Origin of the sequence: Caballeronia terrestris (assembly GCF_001544515.1) — a bacterium.
Taxonomy (GTDB): domain Bacteria; phylum Pseudomonadota; class Gammaproteobacteria; order Burkholderiales; family Burkholderiaceae; genus Caballeronia; species Caballeronia terrestris.
Genome location: NZ_FCOL02000026.1, coordinates 12,188 through 29,018, shown reverse-complemented (window position 1 = coordinate 29,018; position 16,831 = coordinate 12,188). Strand labels below are relative to the sequence as shown.

Annotated in this window: 16 protein-coding genes; 6 read left to right on the top strand and 10 right to left on the bottom strand. The window is 66.1% G+C overall.

Annotated features, from left to right (window positions below):
* The first annotated feature begins 25 nt into the window (after nt 1–25).
* From AWB67_RS39605 to AWB67_RS20725, 4 genes are all read left to right on the top strand, one after another.
* Nucleotides 26–280 carry a hypothetical protein gene (locus tag AWB67_RS39605; RefSeq protein WP_125477630.1) on the top strand — a complete coding sequence of 85 codons (255 nt, stop codon included), beginning with the start codon at nt 26–28 and terminating at the stop codon, nt 278–280.
* Nucleotides 277–1,644: an exodeoxyribonuclease VII large subunit gene (gene xseA / locus AWB67_RS20735; protein WP_087658162.1), complete on the top strand. Its 1,368-nt coding sequence runs from the start codon at nt 277–279 to the stop codon at nt 1,642–1,644. Before AWB67_RS39605 ends, xseA begins: the two co-directional genes overlap by 4 nt.
* A 218-nt stretch (nt 1,645–1,862) precedes the next feature.
* Nucleotides 1,863–2,444, top strand: a complete 582-nt coding sequence (gene sodB, locus AWB67_RS20730) for a superoxide dismutase [Fe] (protein ID WP_087658105.1) — start codon at nt 1,863–1,865, stop codon at nt 2,442–2,444.
* Nucleotides 2,445–2,516: 72 nt separating this feature from the next.
* Complete coding sequence (locus tag AWB67_RS20725) at nt 2,517–2,687, top strand: ribbon-helix-helix protein, CopG family (RefSeq protein WP_235025239.1); 171 nt, start codon at nt 2,517–2,519, stop codon at nt 2,685–2,687.
* 35 nt (nt 2,688–2,722) lie between these two features.
* On the opposite strand, the gene AWB67_RS20720 is transcribed toward AWB67_RS20725, so the two are convergent.
* The 3 genes from AWB67_RS20720 to mdtD form a co-directional block, all read right to left on the bottom strand.
* A complete protein-coding gene (locus AWB67_RS20720; protein ID WP_200822271.1) occupies nt 2,723–4,225 on the bottom strand; it encodes a Dyp-type peroxidase in 1,503 nt (500 codons plus the stop codon).
* A 434-nt stretch (nt 4,226–4,659) separates the two neighbouring features.
* On the bottom strand, nt 4,660–5,934 hold the full coding sequence (locus AWB67_RS20715) for an EAL domain-containing protein (protein WP_087658103.1): 1,275 nt from the start codon (nt 5,932–5,934) through the stop codon (nt 4,660–4,662).
* 260 nt (nt 5,935–6,194) lie between these two features.
* Nucleotides 6,195–7,583: a multidrug transporter subunit MdtD gene (gene mdtD, locus AWB67_RS20710; RefSeq protein ID WP_235025242.1), complete on the bottom strand. Its 1,389-nt coding sequence runs from the start codon at nt 7,581–7,583 to the stop codon at nt 6,195–6,197.
* A 156-nt stretch (nt 7,584–7,739) separates the two neighbouring features.
* Here mdtD and AWB67_RS20705 point away from each other — a divergent pair, with 156 nt between their 5' ends.
* Complete coding sequence (locus AWB67_RS20705) at nt 7,740–9,125, top strand: CoA transferase (protein WP_087658101.1); 1,386 nt, start codon at nt 7,740–7,742, stop codon at nt 9,123–9,125.
* Nucleotides 9,126–9,131: 6 nt separating this feature from the next.
* On the opposite strand, the gene AWB67_RS20700 is transcribed toward AWB67_RS20705, so the two are convergent.
* The 3 genes from AWB67_RS20700 to AWB67_RS41875 form a co-directional block, all read right to left on the bottom strand.
* Nucleotides 9,132–9,878: a GntR family transcriptional regulator gene (locus AWB67_RS20700; protein ID WP_087658100.1), complete on the bottom strand. Its 747-nt coding sequence runs from the start codon at nt 9,876–9,878 to the stop codon at nt 9,132–9,134.
* A gap of 150 nt (nt 9,879–10,028) precedes the next feature.
* The gene (locus tag AWB67_RS41880) at nt 10,029–10,472 is read right to left on the bottom strand and encodes a carbonic anhydrase family protein (protein WP_235025241.1); all 444 of its coding nucleotides are present in this window, start codon (nt 10,470–10,472) and stop codon (nt 10,029–10,031) included.
* A gap of 17 nt (nt 10,473–10,489) precedes the next feature.
* Nucleotides 10,490–10,765, bottom strand: a complete 276-nt coding sequence (locus AWB67_RS41875; protein WP_235025238.1) for a hypothetical protein — start codon at nt 10,763–10,765, stop codon at nt 10,490–10,492.
* 209 nt (nt 10,766–10,974) lie between these two features.
* Between AWB67_RS41875 and AWB67_RS20690 the strand changes: the two genes are divergently transcribed.
* Complete coding sequence (locus tag AWB67_RS20690) at nt 10,975–12,417, top strand: MATE family efflux transporter (RefSeq protein ID WP_087658099.1); 1,443 nt, start codon at nt 10,975–10,977, stop codon at nt 12,415–12,417.
* A 6-nt stretch (nt 12,418–12,423) separates the two neighbouring features.
* Here AWB67_RS20690 and AWB67_RS20685 read toward each other — a convergent pair whose 3' ends face one another.
* From AWB67_RS20685 to AWB67_RS20670, 4 genes are all read right to left on the bottom strand, one after another.
* Entirely contained in the window at nt 12,424–12,822 is a 399-nt protein-coding gene (locus AWB67_RS20685; RefSeq protein WP_087658098.1) for a Rap1a/Tai family immunity protein, read from the bottom strand.
* A gap of 61 nt (nt 12,823–12,883) precedes the next feature.
* A complete protein-coding gene (locus tag AWB67_RS20680) occupies nt 12,884–14,962 on the bottom strand; it encodes an ABC transporter ATP-binding protein (RefSeq protein ID WP_087658097.1) in 2,079 nt (692 codons plus the stop codon).
* Nucleotides 14,959–15,816: an ABC transporter permease gene (locus AWB67_RS20675; RefSeq protein WP_087658096.1), complete on the bottom strand. Its 858-nt coding sequence runs from the start codon at nt 15,814–15,816 to the stop codon at nt 14,959–14,961. The genes AWB67_RS20680 and AWB67_RS20675 overlap by 4 nt, the downstream gene beginning before the upstream one ends.
* A complete protein-coding gene (locus AWB67_RS20670; protein WP_087658095.1) occupies nt 15,813–16,826 on the bottom strand; it encodes an ABC transporter permease in 1,014 nt (337 codons plus the stop codon). Before AWB67_RS20670 ends, AWB67_RS20675 begins: the two co-directional genes overlap by 4 nt.
* Nucleotides 16,827–16,831 lie beyond the last annotated feature (5 nt).

The following is a 16,831-nucleotide window of genomic DNA, read 5'->3' as shown; positions in this document are numbered from 1 at the left end:
CCATTCACAGCCTGTGGATAACTCTGTGAAGAACTTGCTGACGAAAACGCCAGAATCCGCTTCGGAAAAGCCTTCTCTCGGCGATGCGAACCATTCCACGAATTTTGTCATTCAAAATCAGACACTTGAAACCGTCGCACGGCCTTTCCCGAGCCGTCCGCTGCGCCTTTCGGTAAGTCCTTCTGTGTGGACACTTGATAAACTCCGCGAGCCTTTTTGGCGCCGCATGGCCGAATGGCGTATCGTCCGTCCGGTCTGTTCAAACTCACCTTTCCCATGAATTCCGATCCCTTGTCCCAGCAGGGCGGCGACGCCGTCATCCCCGTTTCCGCGCTTAATCGCGCGATCGGCTCCATGCTCGAACGGTCGTTTCCGCTCGTATGGGTGTCGGGCGAAGTGTCGAATTTCACGCGCGCAGCGAGCGGCCACTGGTACTTCTCGATCAAGGACGCGCAGGCGCAGATGCGCTGCGTCATGTTCCGCGGCCGTGCGCAATACGCGGAATTCACGCCGCGCGAAGGCGACAAGATCGAAGTCCGCGCGCTCGTCACGATGTACGAGCCGCGCGGCGAATTGCAACTGAATGTCGAGGCCGTGCGCCGCACGGGGCAAGGGCGGCTCTTCGAAGCGTTCTTGCGTCTGAAGGCGCAACTCGAAAGCGAAGGGCTCTTCGCCGCCGAGAGAAAGCGCGCGTTGCCCGCGCATCCGCGTGCGATCGGCATCGTCACGTCGCTGCAGGCCGCAGCGTTGCGCGACGTGCTCACTACGCTGTGCCGACGCGCGCCGCATATTCCCGTGATCGTCTATCCCGCGCCGGTGCAGGGCGCCGGCGTGAGCGCGAAGCTCGCCGCGATGGTCGAGGCAGCGAGCGCGCGGCGCGAAGTCGATGTGCTGATCGTCTGCCGGGGCGGCGGCTCGATCGAGGATCTCTGGGCGTTCAACGAAGAAGTGCTCGCGCGCGCGATCGCCGAGAGCGCGGTGCCGGTGGTGAGCGGCGTCGGCCACGAAACCGATTTCACGATCGCCGATTTCGCCGCCGACGTCCGCGCGCCGACGCCCACCGCCGCCGCCGAACTCGTGAGTCCGCAACGCGTGATGCTGCTGCGCGATCTCGATCACCGTCACGCGACGCTCGCGCGCGGCTTCGGCCGCATGATGGAGCGTCGCGCGCAGCAACTCGACTGGCTCGCACGCCGGCTCGTGAGCCCGACCGAGCGGCTCGAACGGCAGCGCACGCATCTGCGGCAGCTCGCGACCCGGCTCGCGTCCGCAGGCGCGCGTCCGGTGCGCGATGCGCGCGGACGCTTCGCGCTCGTGCAGTTGCGCTGGCAGCGCTGGCGTCCCGATCTCGACGCCGAGCGTGAGCATCTGATGCGCGTGGCGCAGCGCTTGCAGGCATCGCAGACGAGGCGGCACGAGCGCGCGTCGGCGCGTGTTTCGGAACTGGCGGCGCGCTTGCAGGTGCTGAGTCCGCGGCGCACACTGGAACGCGGCTACGCGGCGCTGATCGATGCGCAAACAGGCCGCGCCGTGCGTACGCCGGGCGCGCTGAAACCGAAGCGGCCACTGACGGTGCATCTCGCGGAAGGCACGGCGGACGTGCTCCTCGCCGACGTCCAGCCGCGCCTCACCGACGAGTTTTGAATCACCTATAAGCCCGTAAAAAGCACGAAAGGCGCGTACTTTTGACGCCTGAAAATCGAGGCAGTCGAGCATTTTTTACGCCGCACGAAAGGTCCTGAAAGCGATCCTGCTCATAAAGGGCATGCGGTTTGCGGGGTTATCCCAACTCGCCTACAATCCATTGCTCCACTGCCTCACTCCTCAGATCCCCACAATCCACATAGAAGGAAGTACGCAAAATGGAACATACGCTCCCGCCGCTCCCGTTCGACAAGAACGCGCTGGCTCCGCACATGTCGGAAGAAACGCTCGAGTACCACTATGGCAAGCATCACCAGACCTATGTGACGAACCTGAACAAGCTGATTCCGGGCACCGAGTTCGAGAACCTGTCGCTCGAAGAGATCGTCAAGAAGGCGTCGGGCGGCGTGTTCAATAACGCGGCTCAGATCTGGAATCACACGTTCTTCTGGAACAGCCTGTCGCCGAACGGCGGCGGTGCTCCGTCGGGCGCACTCGGCGATGCGATCAACGCCAAGTGGGGCTCCTACGACAAGTTCAAGGAAGAGTTCGCGAAGGTCGCGATCGGCACGTTCGGCTCGGGCTGGGCATGGCTCGTGAAGAAGGCCGACGGCACGCTCGACATCGTGTCGACGAGCAACGCTGCCACGCCGCTCACGACGGATTCGAAGGCGCTGTTGACGATCGACGTGTGGGAACACGCTTACTACATCGACTATCGCAATGCGCGTCCGAAGTTCGTGGATGCTTACTGGAATATCGTGAATTGGGAATTTGCCGGGACGAATTTCGGGGCTTAAGCGCCTCGGGTGTCTTCCGGAAGTCTGAAAGCCCTCCGCGTGAGGGCTCTCTGGTTTTTAGGCGTTGACGTTGTGTCTGCGCTAACGAACATTGCTAAAGCCGAAGGTCGCTCTCGCGCCGCAGTCATCCGCGACGCGATCGACGCCTATGTCTCGCAGCACAAAGCCGATGTATTCGGCATCTGGAAGCACAAGCAAATCGATGGGCTGCAATACCAGCGGCAACTTCGCTCGGAATGGTAGAAGTTTTTGCAGCCCACCGTTAAAAAGCCCTAAACCTACAACCCCACCCCCCGCAAGAACGTCAGCGACGGCGCGAAGAAATACTCCCCGCCCTTCATCGTGACGAACTGCTCGAAGCTGATCTTCTGCGCCACGGCCCCCGGCGTGTGCCCATCGAGCCACGTATGCTCATGCACCGCCGCATCCGCCGATTGCCCCACGATCGGATCGATCCCCGCTGAAGGCAGCGTCTTCGCCGGATTGATATTCGCGACGAACGACGCATTGTTCGCCCACGACTTCTGCGTAAACTCGAACTGGCCTTCGATGCTCGCCATATACGCCATGAACAACAGCCCGACGTCCTTTTCCGGCTCGTGCCCGGCATCGGCGAATTCGCTCAAATCCGCGTTGTGCGGCCGCAGCGCGCCGTACGTGATGCCGCGTCGCGCCATGATCGGACGGCGTCCCGGCTCGGGATCGGTACCGCCGATGATGCGCTCTATGTCCCCGCGCGGATTCACCTTGCGGATATGCGCATGGAACGGACACTTCGACGCGTCCGCATCGGCGGAATAGTCGAAGTTGTTCGGCGGCGCGAGGCCCGCCTCGCGGTCCGACAGGACAAGCGGCGTGCCGTCCTCGAACCGGCCGACGACCATCGCGCCCGCGCGGTCGAGCTTCACCTGCTCTTCGTCGGTGAGCGCGTCGCTTTCGGCCGTGATGCCGAAGAGCTTGCGTCCGAGCGACTCTTCCGCCGCGTTGAAGCCGCGCACGTTCTGCTCCAGCTTGCGGAACACGAAGTAGCTGCCCGCCGAGAGCGGACTGCTGCCGTTCGGATCGGTGACCAGGAATTGCGACGGCTTGAAGCGGAAGTCCCAGCCGCCCGGCGATACCGCTTCCTCGTCGATGTCTTCCTGCAGGAAAAGCGGCTGGCTGCGGCCATCGACGTAACCGAAATGCTCGACGCCTTCCGCCACGCCCGGCCGGAAATTGCGCGTCTGCTGCAAGCCGCGCTCGACGGCGAGCACCGTCACGCCGGTGAGCGTGAGCCAGGCCTTGACGGCATCGGCATCGGCATCGACGGATTGCGGGTCCGCGTTCGCCACCAAAAACATCGCGTCGGGCGGCGTGTACGACCAGCCGTGCGCGCCCCATCGGGCGCGGTCGGGATCGCCGAGGTCGGCGCCGCGCGCAGCCATGCCCGCGCGGAACGCCTCGCCCGGCGGAATCTCGACGTTCGGACCGAGCGCCTTGTAGCCGCTCGCGCTCAGGAATAGGCAGCGGACCGGGCCGCCGTCGAGGAACGGCGGCAGGCGCTTGTTGCCGCGCAGTTGTTCGTGGGCGCTCGTGCAGGCCATCCCGAGCGCGCGGACGAGTTCGGCGACCTGGTCGGGCTCGAGTCCCTGGAAGCTCATGAAGACGTGCGCGCTGTGATGCCGGCCGTGGCCCTTGAGGATGTTCGCCTGCAGGTCGTCGAGGAAGGTTCTCGTGTCGGCATCGAGTGCGGCCTGGTTCCAGCGAACGGGTGCGCCAAGGAGGGTATCGAGAGATGACATATTTTTGCGACTCCAGATCGAGCGGGTTGGACAGGACCACGCTGCGCGTGGTCCTGCCGCGAGCGGATCGCGCGCTGTGAATGACGTCGACACGCGAGTAGTGTGACGCGGCGGGCTATCCATGAAGCCGCCGCGAACTCAGCCAAGCGTACGAGGAATCGATCGCGGCACGTTATGACGATCGTGCTGATCTGTAGGAGGATTGTGCTGCGGAGGGAATTTGAAAAGTGCTCGGCGAGGGGCGGAGCCGAGTGCTAATACTGACCGAGGCTCAAGCGGAAAAATTCAGCGCTTGAACATTGACGCTGACGGAGTCAGGGGCCCCGCCGCGACTACAGGAGGCTACGTTGACGCTGACGGCGGTAAATCTGCCGTTCGCGAACTCTAAGAGCGGGAAAGGGGCAAGCGGACGCAAACCGAAGGGCGCCCCAAAATCACCGCCGCCGAATCGCCGCATCCCAGTTGATATCGACGCACAGCACCTGCAACCCACGCGGCGTCTCTGCGGCGATCGACGCCGTCACGCAAAGATGCGCTTCGTTGATCGACAGATACGGCGCCGTCAAATGCACGCGTCCCGGCGCGCGCAGCGCCTCGATGAAGTACGGCCGCCGCTCCCAGCTCGCGCCTTCCGAATGCAGCAGCGGACTGAAGCGCTTCGCGCGCTGCGAGGTCCGCACGATCGGCACGACGTTGTCGCCGATCTGCCGCCCCGCGTGGTCCAGCAAAAAGCAGCGCGCCGTATCGAGCAATTGCAGCAGATCGCGCGTCGCCGCCTGGAGCGGCTCGCCTTCGATCAACCGCGACGCCGCGTTCTCCAGCCCGCTCACATACGGAGCAAGCCGCGCCGCCTGCGCCCGCTCGCGCGCCGCGACCCGTTCGCGCGACGCTGCCGACAGCGCATCCATCACGTGCGCGGCGGCCTGCGGCTTGACGGCATCGACGCTCGGTCCGGCGAAATACGCGCCCTGCACGAAATCGACGTTGCATTCGAGCGCAATCAGCGCGTCGCGCTCGGTCGTGAGACCGCCCATCAGGACGAGTTGCCCCGATTCGTGCAGCAGCGACACGAGCCCCGGCAGCACGCGCTCGATGTGCTTGTGCTCGCTCGCCTGCTGCAGGATGCAGCGATCGAGCGTGACGATGTCCGGCCGCAGATGCCACACGCGGTCGATATTCGAATGCTTGACGCCGAAGCCGTCGAGCGAGATCAGAAAGCCCGACTTGCGCAGCGAATCGATGATTTCGGCGAAGCGCGTCGTCTCGCCGCCCGCCTGCTCGGGCACTTCGAGCACCACGCGCTGCGGCGGCAATCCCAGTTCCTTGAGCGCGGCGAGGAGCGCGTCGCCGTAGCTCGTGTCCATCAACGCGGCGGGGTGCAGGCTCAGGAAAAGCCATTCGTCGTTGCTGTCGAACGCGAAGAAGTTGCCCAGATGCAGCGATTCCGCGAGCCGCCCGAGTTCCAGCAAGTCGCCGCGGCGCGCCGCCTGCGTGAACACCTCGGGCGACGGTACGTGGCGGCCGGTGTCGTCGCGGGCGCGCAGGGACGCGTGATAGCCGATCGCACGCCGGTGCGACACCGAGAACACCGGCTGGAACACGCTGAACACGGTGTATTCGCCGTACAGGACGGTGCGCCGCGAGCCATCGTCGCCGGCGATCGGGCGCGGCGGCTGGAAGCGGGGAGGGTCGAGTTCAACCATGCTCATGGTGTCGGGGCGTTGGCGGATTGACGTAGCTCTTGAGTTTACAGGATAGGCGCCCGAACGTCCGAGCAAGATCCATGCGCGTTTTCAGCAATTTCAAGACGATGCCGCATATTCGTGTGTTCATTGGCTCGCGCGTGCGGGGCGGTGCTCAGCGGCGGACGAATTCGCGCCGCCAAGCGGTGCCGCACGCACCGTTCGAGTGCGCGACGCACGACCGGACGGCGGAATCGGCCGGGTGGCGGCATTCGCATGGCAAGCGCCTAGTTCGATTCCGACGGGTCCGCCTTCCTTTTGGGAATCGCGCGGATCTCCGGCGCGAGCTGCCCGAAAATCCACGCCGTAGCCGCCGTAATCACGCCGACGCAGAGAAACGTCGCGTGGAAAGCAGGTAGCGAATTCGTCTCGGTGACGCGCGGCAGCAAACCGGTGAACGTCGCGAGGATCGCGCCCGCGACTGTCACGCCGAGGCTCATCGAAAGCATCTGCACCAGCGAAAAGAGGCTGTTGCCGCTGCTCGCGCCGCCCGTTCCGAGGTCTTTCAGCGTCAGCGTGTTCATCGCGGTGAACTGCATCGAGTTGACCCCGCCGAAGATCGCCAGTTGCACGAGCCGCAGCCACAGCGGCTCGCCCGGACTCACGAGCCCGAAGCTCGCCATCATCAGCCCGACGAGCACCGTGTTCACCACGAGCACCCGCCGGTAGCCGTGGCGTTCGATGAGGCGCGTGACGAGCCGCTTGCACAGCATCCCCGCCGCCGCGACGGGCAGCATCATCATCCCCGCCTGAAACGCCGTATAACCGAGGCTCACCTGCAGCAGCAGCGGAATCAGATACGGCATCGCGCCGCTGCCGATGCGCGCAAAGAGATTGCCGAGCAGCCCCACGCTGAACGTGTGGATTTTGAACAGATCGAGCGGGAAGAGGGGGTTGGCGACGCGCGTTGCGTGCAGTCCGTACGCGACGAAGCAGCCGAACGAGAGGATCAGCAGCACGAGCACGATTGCGTGCTGCATGCCGAGGTCGGCGAGTCCGTCGAGGGAAATCGTCAGCGCGACCATGCCGACCGCGAGCAGCAAGTAGCCCGCGAGGTCGAAGCGCGGCGTCGCGGGGTTGCGGCTGTCGGGCATGTAGAGGTGCGTCGCGATGCAGCCGGCGATGCCCACCGGCACGTTGATCAGGAAGATCCAGTGCCATGACGCGATCTGCACGAGCCAGCCGCCGAGCGTCGGGCCGATCAACGGGCCGATCAGCCCCGGAATCGCGACGAAGGCGAGCGCGGAAAGATAGCGCTCGGCGGGAAAGACGCGCAGCACGGCAAGCCGCCCGACCGGCAGCAGCATCGCGCCGCCGACGCCCTGCACGACGCGGTAAGTCACCAGTTGCGTGAGCGATTGCGCGTTGGCGCAGAGCAGCGACCCGACCGCGAACACGAGGATCGCGCTGAAGAACACGCGCTTCGTGCCGAGCCGGTCTGCGAGCCAGCCGGAGACGGGGATCATCATCGCCATCGTGAGCGAGTACGCGATCACGACGCCCTGCATGCGCAGCGGCGCTTCGTCCAGGCTTTTCGCCATCGCGGGGAGCGCGGTGTTGACAATGGTCGAGTCTAGCGTCTGCATGAAGAACCCCGTCGCGACGAGCCACAGCATGATCGTGAGCGACCGGTCGGACGGCGTGGGGGCAACGGTCGAGCGGAGGGTGTCGGGCATGGGCGCGTTCGTTGAGCGGAGCGCGATGATTTTACGGTTGATCCACGCTTCGTGCCGCTCGTAGACTGGCGGTTCGCATCCACGCAGGGGCTTTCGATGACTCCGCTAGAAGAGCTTTGGCAGGCAGCGCAGTGCGATCCGGCCGCGCTTTCCGACGTTTCGATTACAGGTGACGATCCGCAGTTGCCGTCGGTGTATCGGGTGGCCGCGCTTGCAAATGGCGTGATTGCCGCGCAAGCACTCGCCGCCGCGGAGTGCTTTCGCGAGCGCACCGGCCGCGCGCAGCAAATCGATGCCGATGCGCGGCGCGCGTGCGTCGCGTTTCGCAGCGAGCGGTATCTGCGGGTTGACGATGGCCCGGCGCCCGACCCGCGCGATCCGGTCACGGGCTTCTACGAGACGCGCGACGGCCGCTGGATTCAGCTTCACGCGAACTTCGCGCATCATCGCGCGGGCATCGTGCGGGTGCTGGGATGCGCGAACGATCACGCGGCCGTCACGCAGGCGATTCGCGGCTGGGACGGCGCCGCGCTCGATCAGGCGCTCGGCGATGCGGGCCTGTGCGCCGCGCTGATCCGCTCGCCAGACGAATGGGCTGCGCTGCCACAAGCTCAGGCGCTCGCGCGGCTGCCGCTCTTCGAAATCGTCCGCATCGGCGATGCGCCTGCGATGCCGGTCGGCGCAGGCGGCGCTCAGCCCGAGCGGCCGCTTTCCGGCGTGCGCGTGCTCGATCTGTCGCGCGTCATCGCGGGGCCGGTCGCGGGGCGCACGCTCGCGCAGCACGGCGCCGACGTGCTCCTGATCAACGGTCCGCATCTGCCGAACATCGCGCCGCTCGTGATCGACAACGGGCGTGGCAAGCGCTCCGCGACGCTCGATCTGCGCGAGCCTGACGGCCGCGCGTCGCTGCAGGCGCTCTTGAAGAACGCCGATGTCTTCGTGCAGTCGTATCGGCCGCAGTCGCTGGCGGCGCGCGGCTTCGGGCCGGAGGACGCCGCGCGCACGAAGCCCGGCATCGTCTACGCGACGGTGTCGGCGTATGGGCACGAAGGGCCGTGGTCGACGCGACGCGGCTTCGACAGCCTCGTGCAGTCGGCGAGCGGCATCGCGTGGACGGAGGCGCGTGCGGCCGGTCAGACGAACCCGCGTCATCTGCCATGCCAGGCGCTCGATCACGCGACCGGCTACCTCGCCGCGTTCGGCGCGATGGTGGCGCTCAATCGACGCGCGAAGGAAGGCGGAAGCTGGCACGTGCGGGTGTCGCTCGCGCAAACGGGCCGCTGGCTGCAATCGATGGGAACGCTCGACGGCGGACAGGCCGCGGCCGATCCGTCGATCGACGACGTCCGCGACGCTTTGCAGACGATGGATTCGCCCTTCGGCACGCTCACCTGCACGCAGCCGGCGGAGCGCATGTCGGTGACGCCGCCGCATTGGGCGCTGCCGCCGGTGCCGATCGGCAGCGACGAGCCACGCTGGTAGAAGCGCTTACTTGCGCAGTTCCGCGACGAAATCGTAGTAATCGTTGCGGCAGTAGGTATCGGTGAGTTCGATCGCGCGTTGATCGGCGGTATAGCCGACGCGCGTGATCAGCAGAAGCGCGTCGTGCGGCGCGATGCCCATCTGCTGCGCGATTTCCTCGCTCGCGTTCACCGCTCGAAAATGCTGCAGCGCGCGCACGATGGAAAGTCCGCGCTGATCGAGAAAGCTGTAGAGCGAATCGCCAACCGCTTGCGGATCGGGGATCAGCGACGCAGGGAAGGTCGAATTCTCGACGGCCATCACGATGCCGTCCGCAAGCCGCAGCCGCCGCAGCCGCGTGACGGCCGCCGCCGGCGAGAGCCCGAGCTGGATCACTTCATCGCGATTGGCGGGCTCGATCACGCGCGAGATCCATTTCGAGCTCGGCGTGAAGCCGCGCCGCCGCAGCATCTCGCTGAAGCTCGACAGGCGCGAGAGCGGGTCTTCGTAGCGCGGCGTGATGAAGCTGCCGGCGCCTTGCGTGCGGCGGATGAGCCCTTGTTCGACGAGCAGCGCGATCGCCTTTCGCGACGTGATCCGCGATACCCCCAGCGCTTCCGACAGCACGCGCTCCGACGGCAGCGCTTCGCCCGCGTTCCAGCGATTGTCGTGGATCGCGTTGGCGAGCTTGCGGGCGAGTTGCAGATAGAGCGGGGTGTCGCTGTCCGGGTCCGGGCGCAAGTCGCGCCAGCGGTCTTCCGATGTCGAGTTCATAAAGCGGACGCAAGAGGGACCAAGCGGCGATTCTAAGACAAACGGGTCATCGAGCGGGGTTTAAGCGTAATCGGACAGCCATGTCGTGCGGGTATTTGCGGAGATCGCTGCGTGTGAAGGACGAGACTGCCGTCCTTCACACGGCGAGCCTCAGTCCTTGTACTCCAATAACGGACGACCGTTCAGTGGCTGCGGCTGCCGTGCGTTATGCGCGTAGAGACGGGTGAACTCGGCGATGTCGTCGCGCGACAGATCGACCGGATCGGCCAGCACGTACCATTCGACGTTCTCGGAGAGCGGCGGCGTCGTCAGCGAGCCGAGGTAGTGATAGTAGTGGTCGATGTCGTGCGGCATCAGCGCGGCGGCATCGAAGACCGGAAGCGCCACGGCGTGATCGCGCCGCGCGGCCTTCACGATGGCCGCGAACTGCTTGTTCCCGGCGTTCTCCCGGTACAGCACGGCGACCACCGCGAGCCGCCCGTCCGGCGCCCTGAAGACGAAGTGGCCTTCGAGCGGATAGCGCTTGCCGTCGATCCCATGCTCGGCGGGCGCGTGGAAATGCGTCTGGACAAGCGCGAAGTGGCGCCCGCGAATGGTCCCGCTGCTGTCCTTCAGCCGACCTGCACTGTATGGCCGTTATCGATCACGCTCGCGCCGCCACGGGCTGCGTGCACGACGATGTCGTCCTTCTCGTCGTCGTAGTGCTCGGACCGCACGGCGTCCTTGCTGGCGATGTCGATCGGCGACTGCGACGCGCCGCTTTCGAGGCGCCGTTCCTTCTGATGCTCGTAGTCGAAGTTGTCCGCGCGGGCCGTGCCGCAGGCGAGCGCGAGCGATAACGCGGCCCCCGCTGCCGTCAGGGTGTGCAGGAACTGATGGGTGTTCATGATCGTTGATCCAAAGAATGAGTCACCGGCTGGAGCGCCGGCGCGCGCCATTCTAAGGATCGCGAACGACGCGTTCAGCGGATATTTGTCATAAACGGATAACGCGCTGCCCGCCCGCAATGACGCTCTTCGCATCGCACGGCCGTTCATGCCATGATGCTTTGGAAGAGGCCGCGCTGATGGCCTCGCATCGAAGGTGAAGGTATCGAATGAACGTACGCACGAATCCCGCTGCAGCCCGCTTCGTCACCGGTTCGACGATGCGTCACGTGATCGTCATGGCCGGCACCGGCGCGATCGGTTTGATGGCGGTGTTCGCCGTCGATCTCGCGAATCTCTTCTACGTGTCGATGCTCGGCGACACATCGGTCGCGGCGGCGGTCGGCTTTGCGGGCACGGTCAACTTCTTCCACGTCGCGATCTCGATCGGCATGACGATCGGCGTGAGCGCGACGGTCGCGCGCCTGCTCGGCGCCGGAGAGCGCGCGAAGGCACGGCAGGTCGCGACCGCCAGCCTCGCGTTCATCGTACTCGTTACGGTCGTGCTGACCGCGATCACGCTGCTGCTGCTCGAACACATTCTCGACGCGCTCGGCGCCACCGGCGAGACGCGCGAACTCACGCGCCTCTTTCTCTACATCACCGCGCCGACCCTGCCGCTGCTCGCGATCGGCATGTGCACGGCGGCGCTGATGCGCTCGATCGGCGACGCCCGCCGCGCGATGACGGTCACGCTCTCCGCCGCGATAGTCACCGCGATCCTCGATCCAATCCTGATCTTCGGCTTTCACCTCGGCCTGACCGGCGCGGCGATCTCGAACGTGATCGCACGGATTGTGCTCACGCTCGTCGGGCTGTACGGCGTGAGCCGCGTGAATCACCTGATCGCGCGCTTTCAGCCGCAGCGCACGTGGGACGACGTGAAGCCTGTGCTGAAGATCGCGCTGCCGGCGGTCCTCACCAACCTTGCGACGCCCGTCGCGGCTGCGTACGTCACGCACGCGATGGCGCGCTTCGGGCCGGCGGCCATTGCGGGGCAGGCGACCATCGACCGCATCACGCCCGTCGCCTTCGCGCTGATCTATGCGCTGACGGGCGCGGTCGGGCCGATCGTCGCGCAGAACCTCGGCGCGGGGCGCGCGGACCGCATCCGCGAGACGATCCGCAACAGCCTGGGCTTCGTGCTCGCGACGGTCGCGCTCGCGTGGATCGTGCTCGCGCTCGCGCAGCACGGGCTGATCCGCGCGTTCTCGGCGCGGGGCGTCACGGCTGAGATCATCTCGGTGTTCTGCTCGTGGCTGGTCGCGAGCTATGCGTTCGTCGGTTGTCTCTTCGTCGCCAACGCGACGTTCAACAACCTCGACCGGCCGCTTCTCTCGACGCTCTTCAACTGGGGACGCACGACGCTCGGCACCGTGCCGTTCGTCGCGGTCGGCATCAAGTACGGTCCGATTGGCGTGCTCATCGGACAGGCAGCGGGCAGCGCGATCTTCGGGCTGATGGCGATGGTGGTGGCGTGGATCGTCGTGAAGCGCCTGCCGATGGGCGACTGCGCGCGCCTCGCCGCGCGGCACGCGGAGGAACCGGCGGCGGTATCGGTCAGCGTGCCGGGCGCGGCGGCGGGCAATACGGTCGCGCCCGAAGTGCAATGACGTGCGTTACATGCATGCGTGATGCGAATGCACGGACCCGAGCACGGCGACTTCAGCGGGCGTGCGCTTGAGGTCGTCGTCCTTGACCTGCTTGGCGTCGGTGAGGAATTCGTCGACGATCGACGAGACTTTCACGTCGTTCAGGCACAGCGACACGCGTTGTGTCTCGTTTGCCGGCAGCGACGAGCGCTGGCCGAGGAACAGCACGCCGTACTGATAGCCGCGCACGATACCGCGCACCGCGCCCACGCACTGGCCCTGCGCGGCGTTGTCGGATTTCTGCGAGCACTGCTGGGCGAGCGAATACGCGGAAAAGCTCGGATCGACGGGCGCTTGCTGCGCATACGCCGCCGTGGCCAAGCCGAGTGTCGAAAAAGCCAGCGCAATCGAAACGTGTCGCTTCATGTTGTTATCCCTCATATCGAACGGTGTCCGAGTGAGAGGGATCGCGTGGCCTTTGGTTCCGTCAGCTTTCCTGCGACTGAAGCGAGCGCAACTCTTCAATGGGAATGTGACAGCGAATCCGGTGCGCGCCGCCCGCATCTGCGTATGGCGGCTCCTGCTCCTCGCAGATCGCGCCCAGCTTGCGCGGACAGCGCGTATTGAACACGCATCCTGAAGGCGGATTCGCTGCGCTCGGCAATTCGCCGGACAGGCGGATGCGTCCGCCATGCGCTGCTGAGCTGCCATCGAGCGACGGCACCGACGACAGCAGCGCCTCCGTATAAGGATGCTGCGGGCCACCGAAGACATCGGCGGCGCGGCCGATCTCCATGATCCGCCCGAGATACAGCACCGCGATGCGATCCGACAGATAGCGCACCACATGCAGGTCGTGCGAGATGAACACGTAGCTCACGCCGCGCTCGCGCTGGAGATCGGCGAGCAGGTTGAGGATCGCGGCCTGCACGGAGACGTCGAGCGCGGAGGTCGGTTCATCGCAGACGACGACGCGCGGATCGCCCGCGAACGCGCGCGCAATCGCGACGCGTTGCTTCAATCCGCCTGACAGCTGGCGCGTGCGCGCGCTCAGATAGCGTTCGGGCAGCCGCACCGATTCCCTGAGCGATTGCAGGCGCTCCTCCTTCGCCGCGCCGCGCAACGAAGCGAGCTTCGCGAGCGACCGCGCGATCAGTTGCCGAACCGAATGCGCGCGATTGAGCGCGGAGTCGGGGTTCTGGAACACGATCTGCAACGACTTCACCTGCTCGTCGTTGCGACGCGTGACGCGCGCGGGCAGAGCGGCGCCGTCGAGTTCGAGCGTCGCGCCTTCGTCGGGGGAAAGGAGGCCGAGCAACAGCTTCGCGAGCGTCGTTTTGCCGCTGCCCGATTCGCCGACGAGCCCGAGCGTCTCGCCCTGCGCGAGATCGAGCGATACGTCGTGAACCGCGCGCACGAGCTCGTTGCCGACGCGAAACGTCTTCGATACGTTACGCGCCTTGAGCGCCACGGGCGCCTCCGAAAGATCGACGGGATCGGTCGCCGCTTCGGGCGTCGCGCGCGGCAGATCGATCGCGCGCTCGTGATAGTGACAGCGCGCCATCTGGTCGCCGTTCTCCGACGCCACGCGATACGGCGGCGGCGCGTCGCGCAGGCATCGCGCGTCGGCGAGCTTGCAGCGCTCCGCGTAGATACAGCCCTGCGTCACCGTGCCCGGCAGCGGCAGCGAGCCGGGAATCGTGTCGAGGCGCCCCATGTCCTTGCTGCGACCGCTCGTCGGCAGGCAGCGCAACAGACCGACCGTGTACGGATGGCGCGGCCGGGCGAAGACGTCTCGCGTCACGCCTTCTTCCACGAGCTTGCCCGCATACAGCACGCCGACGCGATCGCACATCCGTCCGATCACCGCGAGGTTGTGGCTGATGAACAGCACGGCTGTGCCGAGTTCCGCGCGCAACTGCGCGATCAGATCGAGCACTTCGGCTTCGACGGTGGCATCGAGCCCGGTCGTCGGCTCGTCGAGGATCAGAAGTTCGGGATTGCACGCGAGCGCCATCGCGATCACGACGCGCTGCTGCATCCCGCCCGAAAGCTGATGCGGATAGCTCTCCATCACGCGTTCGGGCGACGCGATGCGCACGCGCCGCAGGATATCGACCGTGCGCGCGAGCGCATCATCCGCCGATGCCCCCGACGCCTCGAACGCCTCCGACACCTGCCGCGCGATGGTGAGCGACGGATTGAGCGCGCGCCCCGGGTCCTGATACACCATCGACACCGCATTGGCGCGCATGTCGCGCAAGGCGTCGGCGTGCAGCGAAGCTACGTCGCGCCCGCCGATCGAAATCTTGCCCGCCTTCACACGTCCGTTGCGCGGCAGATAGCGCAGCACGGCGAGCGCGGCGGTCGATTTCCCGCACCCCGACTCGCCGACGAGTCCGTATACCTCGCCGCGCCGCACGCGCAGCGTGATGTCCTGCAGCACGTCGCGCTCGCGTCCGCGCATCCGGTAGGCGACCGTCAGGCCGACGATCGTCAGCGCATCGGCGCGATCGCGCTTCGGGATGTCGAATGCCGGGAACGCCGACGGCGGAGGTCCGTTCATCGGTCGAGCACTCCCTGGATCGCGTCCGCCACGAGATTCACGCCGACTACTAGCGATGCGATCGCGAGCGCATCGAACACGACGGTCCACCACGCGCCGCCCGCCATCAGCGTGTAGCACTCGGAGAGCGCAAGGCCCCAGTCGGCCGAGGGCGGCTGGATGCCGAAGCCGAGGAACGAGAGCGTCGCCACCGCGAAGATCGCGTAGCCGAGCCGCACGGTCGCCTCGACGATGATCGGCTGCAGCACGTTCGGCAGGATCTCCGCGAACATGATGTAGAACGCGTTTTCGCCGCGCAGTTGCGCCGCGAGCACGTAGTCGAGGTTGCGTTCCGCGAAAACCGCCGAGCGCACCGTGCGCGCGGTGATCGGCGCGAAAGTGAGACCGATCACGATGATCACCGTCGCGTTGCTTGCGCCGACCGCCGCGAGCGCGAGCAGCGCGACGATCACGAGCGGCAGCGCGAGGAGTGCATCGATCACGCGGCCGATCACGTTGTCGACCCAGCCGCCGAAGTAGCCGACGACGAGGCCGATCGCCGTGCCCGCGAGCGTGCCGAGCAGCGTCGCGAGCGGGGCGATCGTCAGGATGTCGCGCGCGCCGACGATCACGCGCGCGAACACGTCGCGGCCGAGCTGGTCGGTGCCGAACCAGTGCGTGGCATCGGGCGGCGTGAGCGAGTTGAGCGGATCGGATGCGTACGGGTCCTGCGGCACGACGTGCTGTCCGATGAGCGCGCACGCGACCCAGAAGAGCAGAATCAGGGCGCCGATGACGAAGGTCGGCGAGCGCAGCAACGCCGTCGAACGTTCGAAGCGCGGGGCTTTCACTGCAGGCGAGGGCGCGGTGCTCATTGCGATTCCCTCACGCGCAGCCGCGGATTGAGCACGACATAGAGCGCATCGGCGATCAGGTTCGCCGCCGTATAGATCACGCCGACCGTCAGCACGCCGGCTTCGAGCATCGGGAAGTCCTTCGCCTTCGCGGCGTTGTAGATCAGCGAGCCGATGCCCTGATAGTGAAAGAGCGTCTCCACAACGACCAGCCCGCCGATCATGTAGCCGAGCTGCGTCGCGGCAACGGTGACGGTCGGCAGCAACGCATTGCGCAGCACGTGGCGCCAGATCACCGTGCGGCGCGGCAGGCCTTTAAGGATCGCGGTGCGGGTGTAATCGGCGTCGAGCGCCTCGACGGTGCCCGCGCGCGCCATCCGCGCGATATAGCCGAAGAACACGAGCACGAGCGGGAGCACCGGCAGGACCAGGTGCTTCAACTGTACGAAGACATTCGCGTCGGGCGGAAAGGTCGCTTCGATCGGCAGCCACTGCAGCCACACGCCGAACACGAGAATCAGCACGATCGACGAAACGAACTCCGGCACGACCGTCGCCGAGAGGCCGGTGATGCTGATCACGCGATCGATCCAGCGTCCCGCGTGCAGCGCCGAATACACGCCGCCCGCGATCCCGAGCGGCACCACGACGATGAACGCGAGCGCGCCGAGCTTCGCTGAGTTGGCGAGCGCATCGACGATGAACGGCGCGACCGGCGACCGGTACGCATACGACTGGCCCATGTCGCCGCGCAGGAAGTGGCCGATCCACGCGGTGTATTGCGTGAGAAGCGGCCGGTCGACGCCGAGCTGATGATTGAGCGCGGCGACGGCGCGGGCATCGGCGAGCGGCCCGAGGATCGCTCGCCCGACGTCGCCCGGCAGCAACTGCCCGCCCGCGAACACGATCACCGACAGGAGCCACAGCGTGATCAGCGCGAGCACGAGCCGCGTGCCGGTGAAGCGCGCGATGCGCCACGCGCTGCCGCTTCCTCGTGAGGGCGTGAGCGCTTCTGTCGTCGCCGTGTTCATGAACG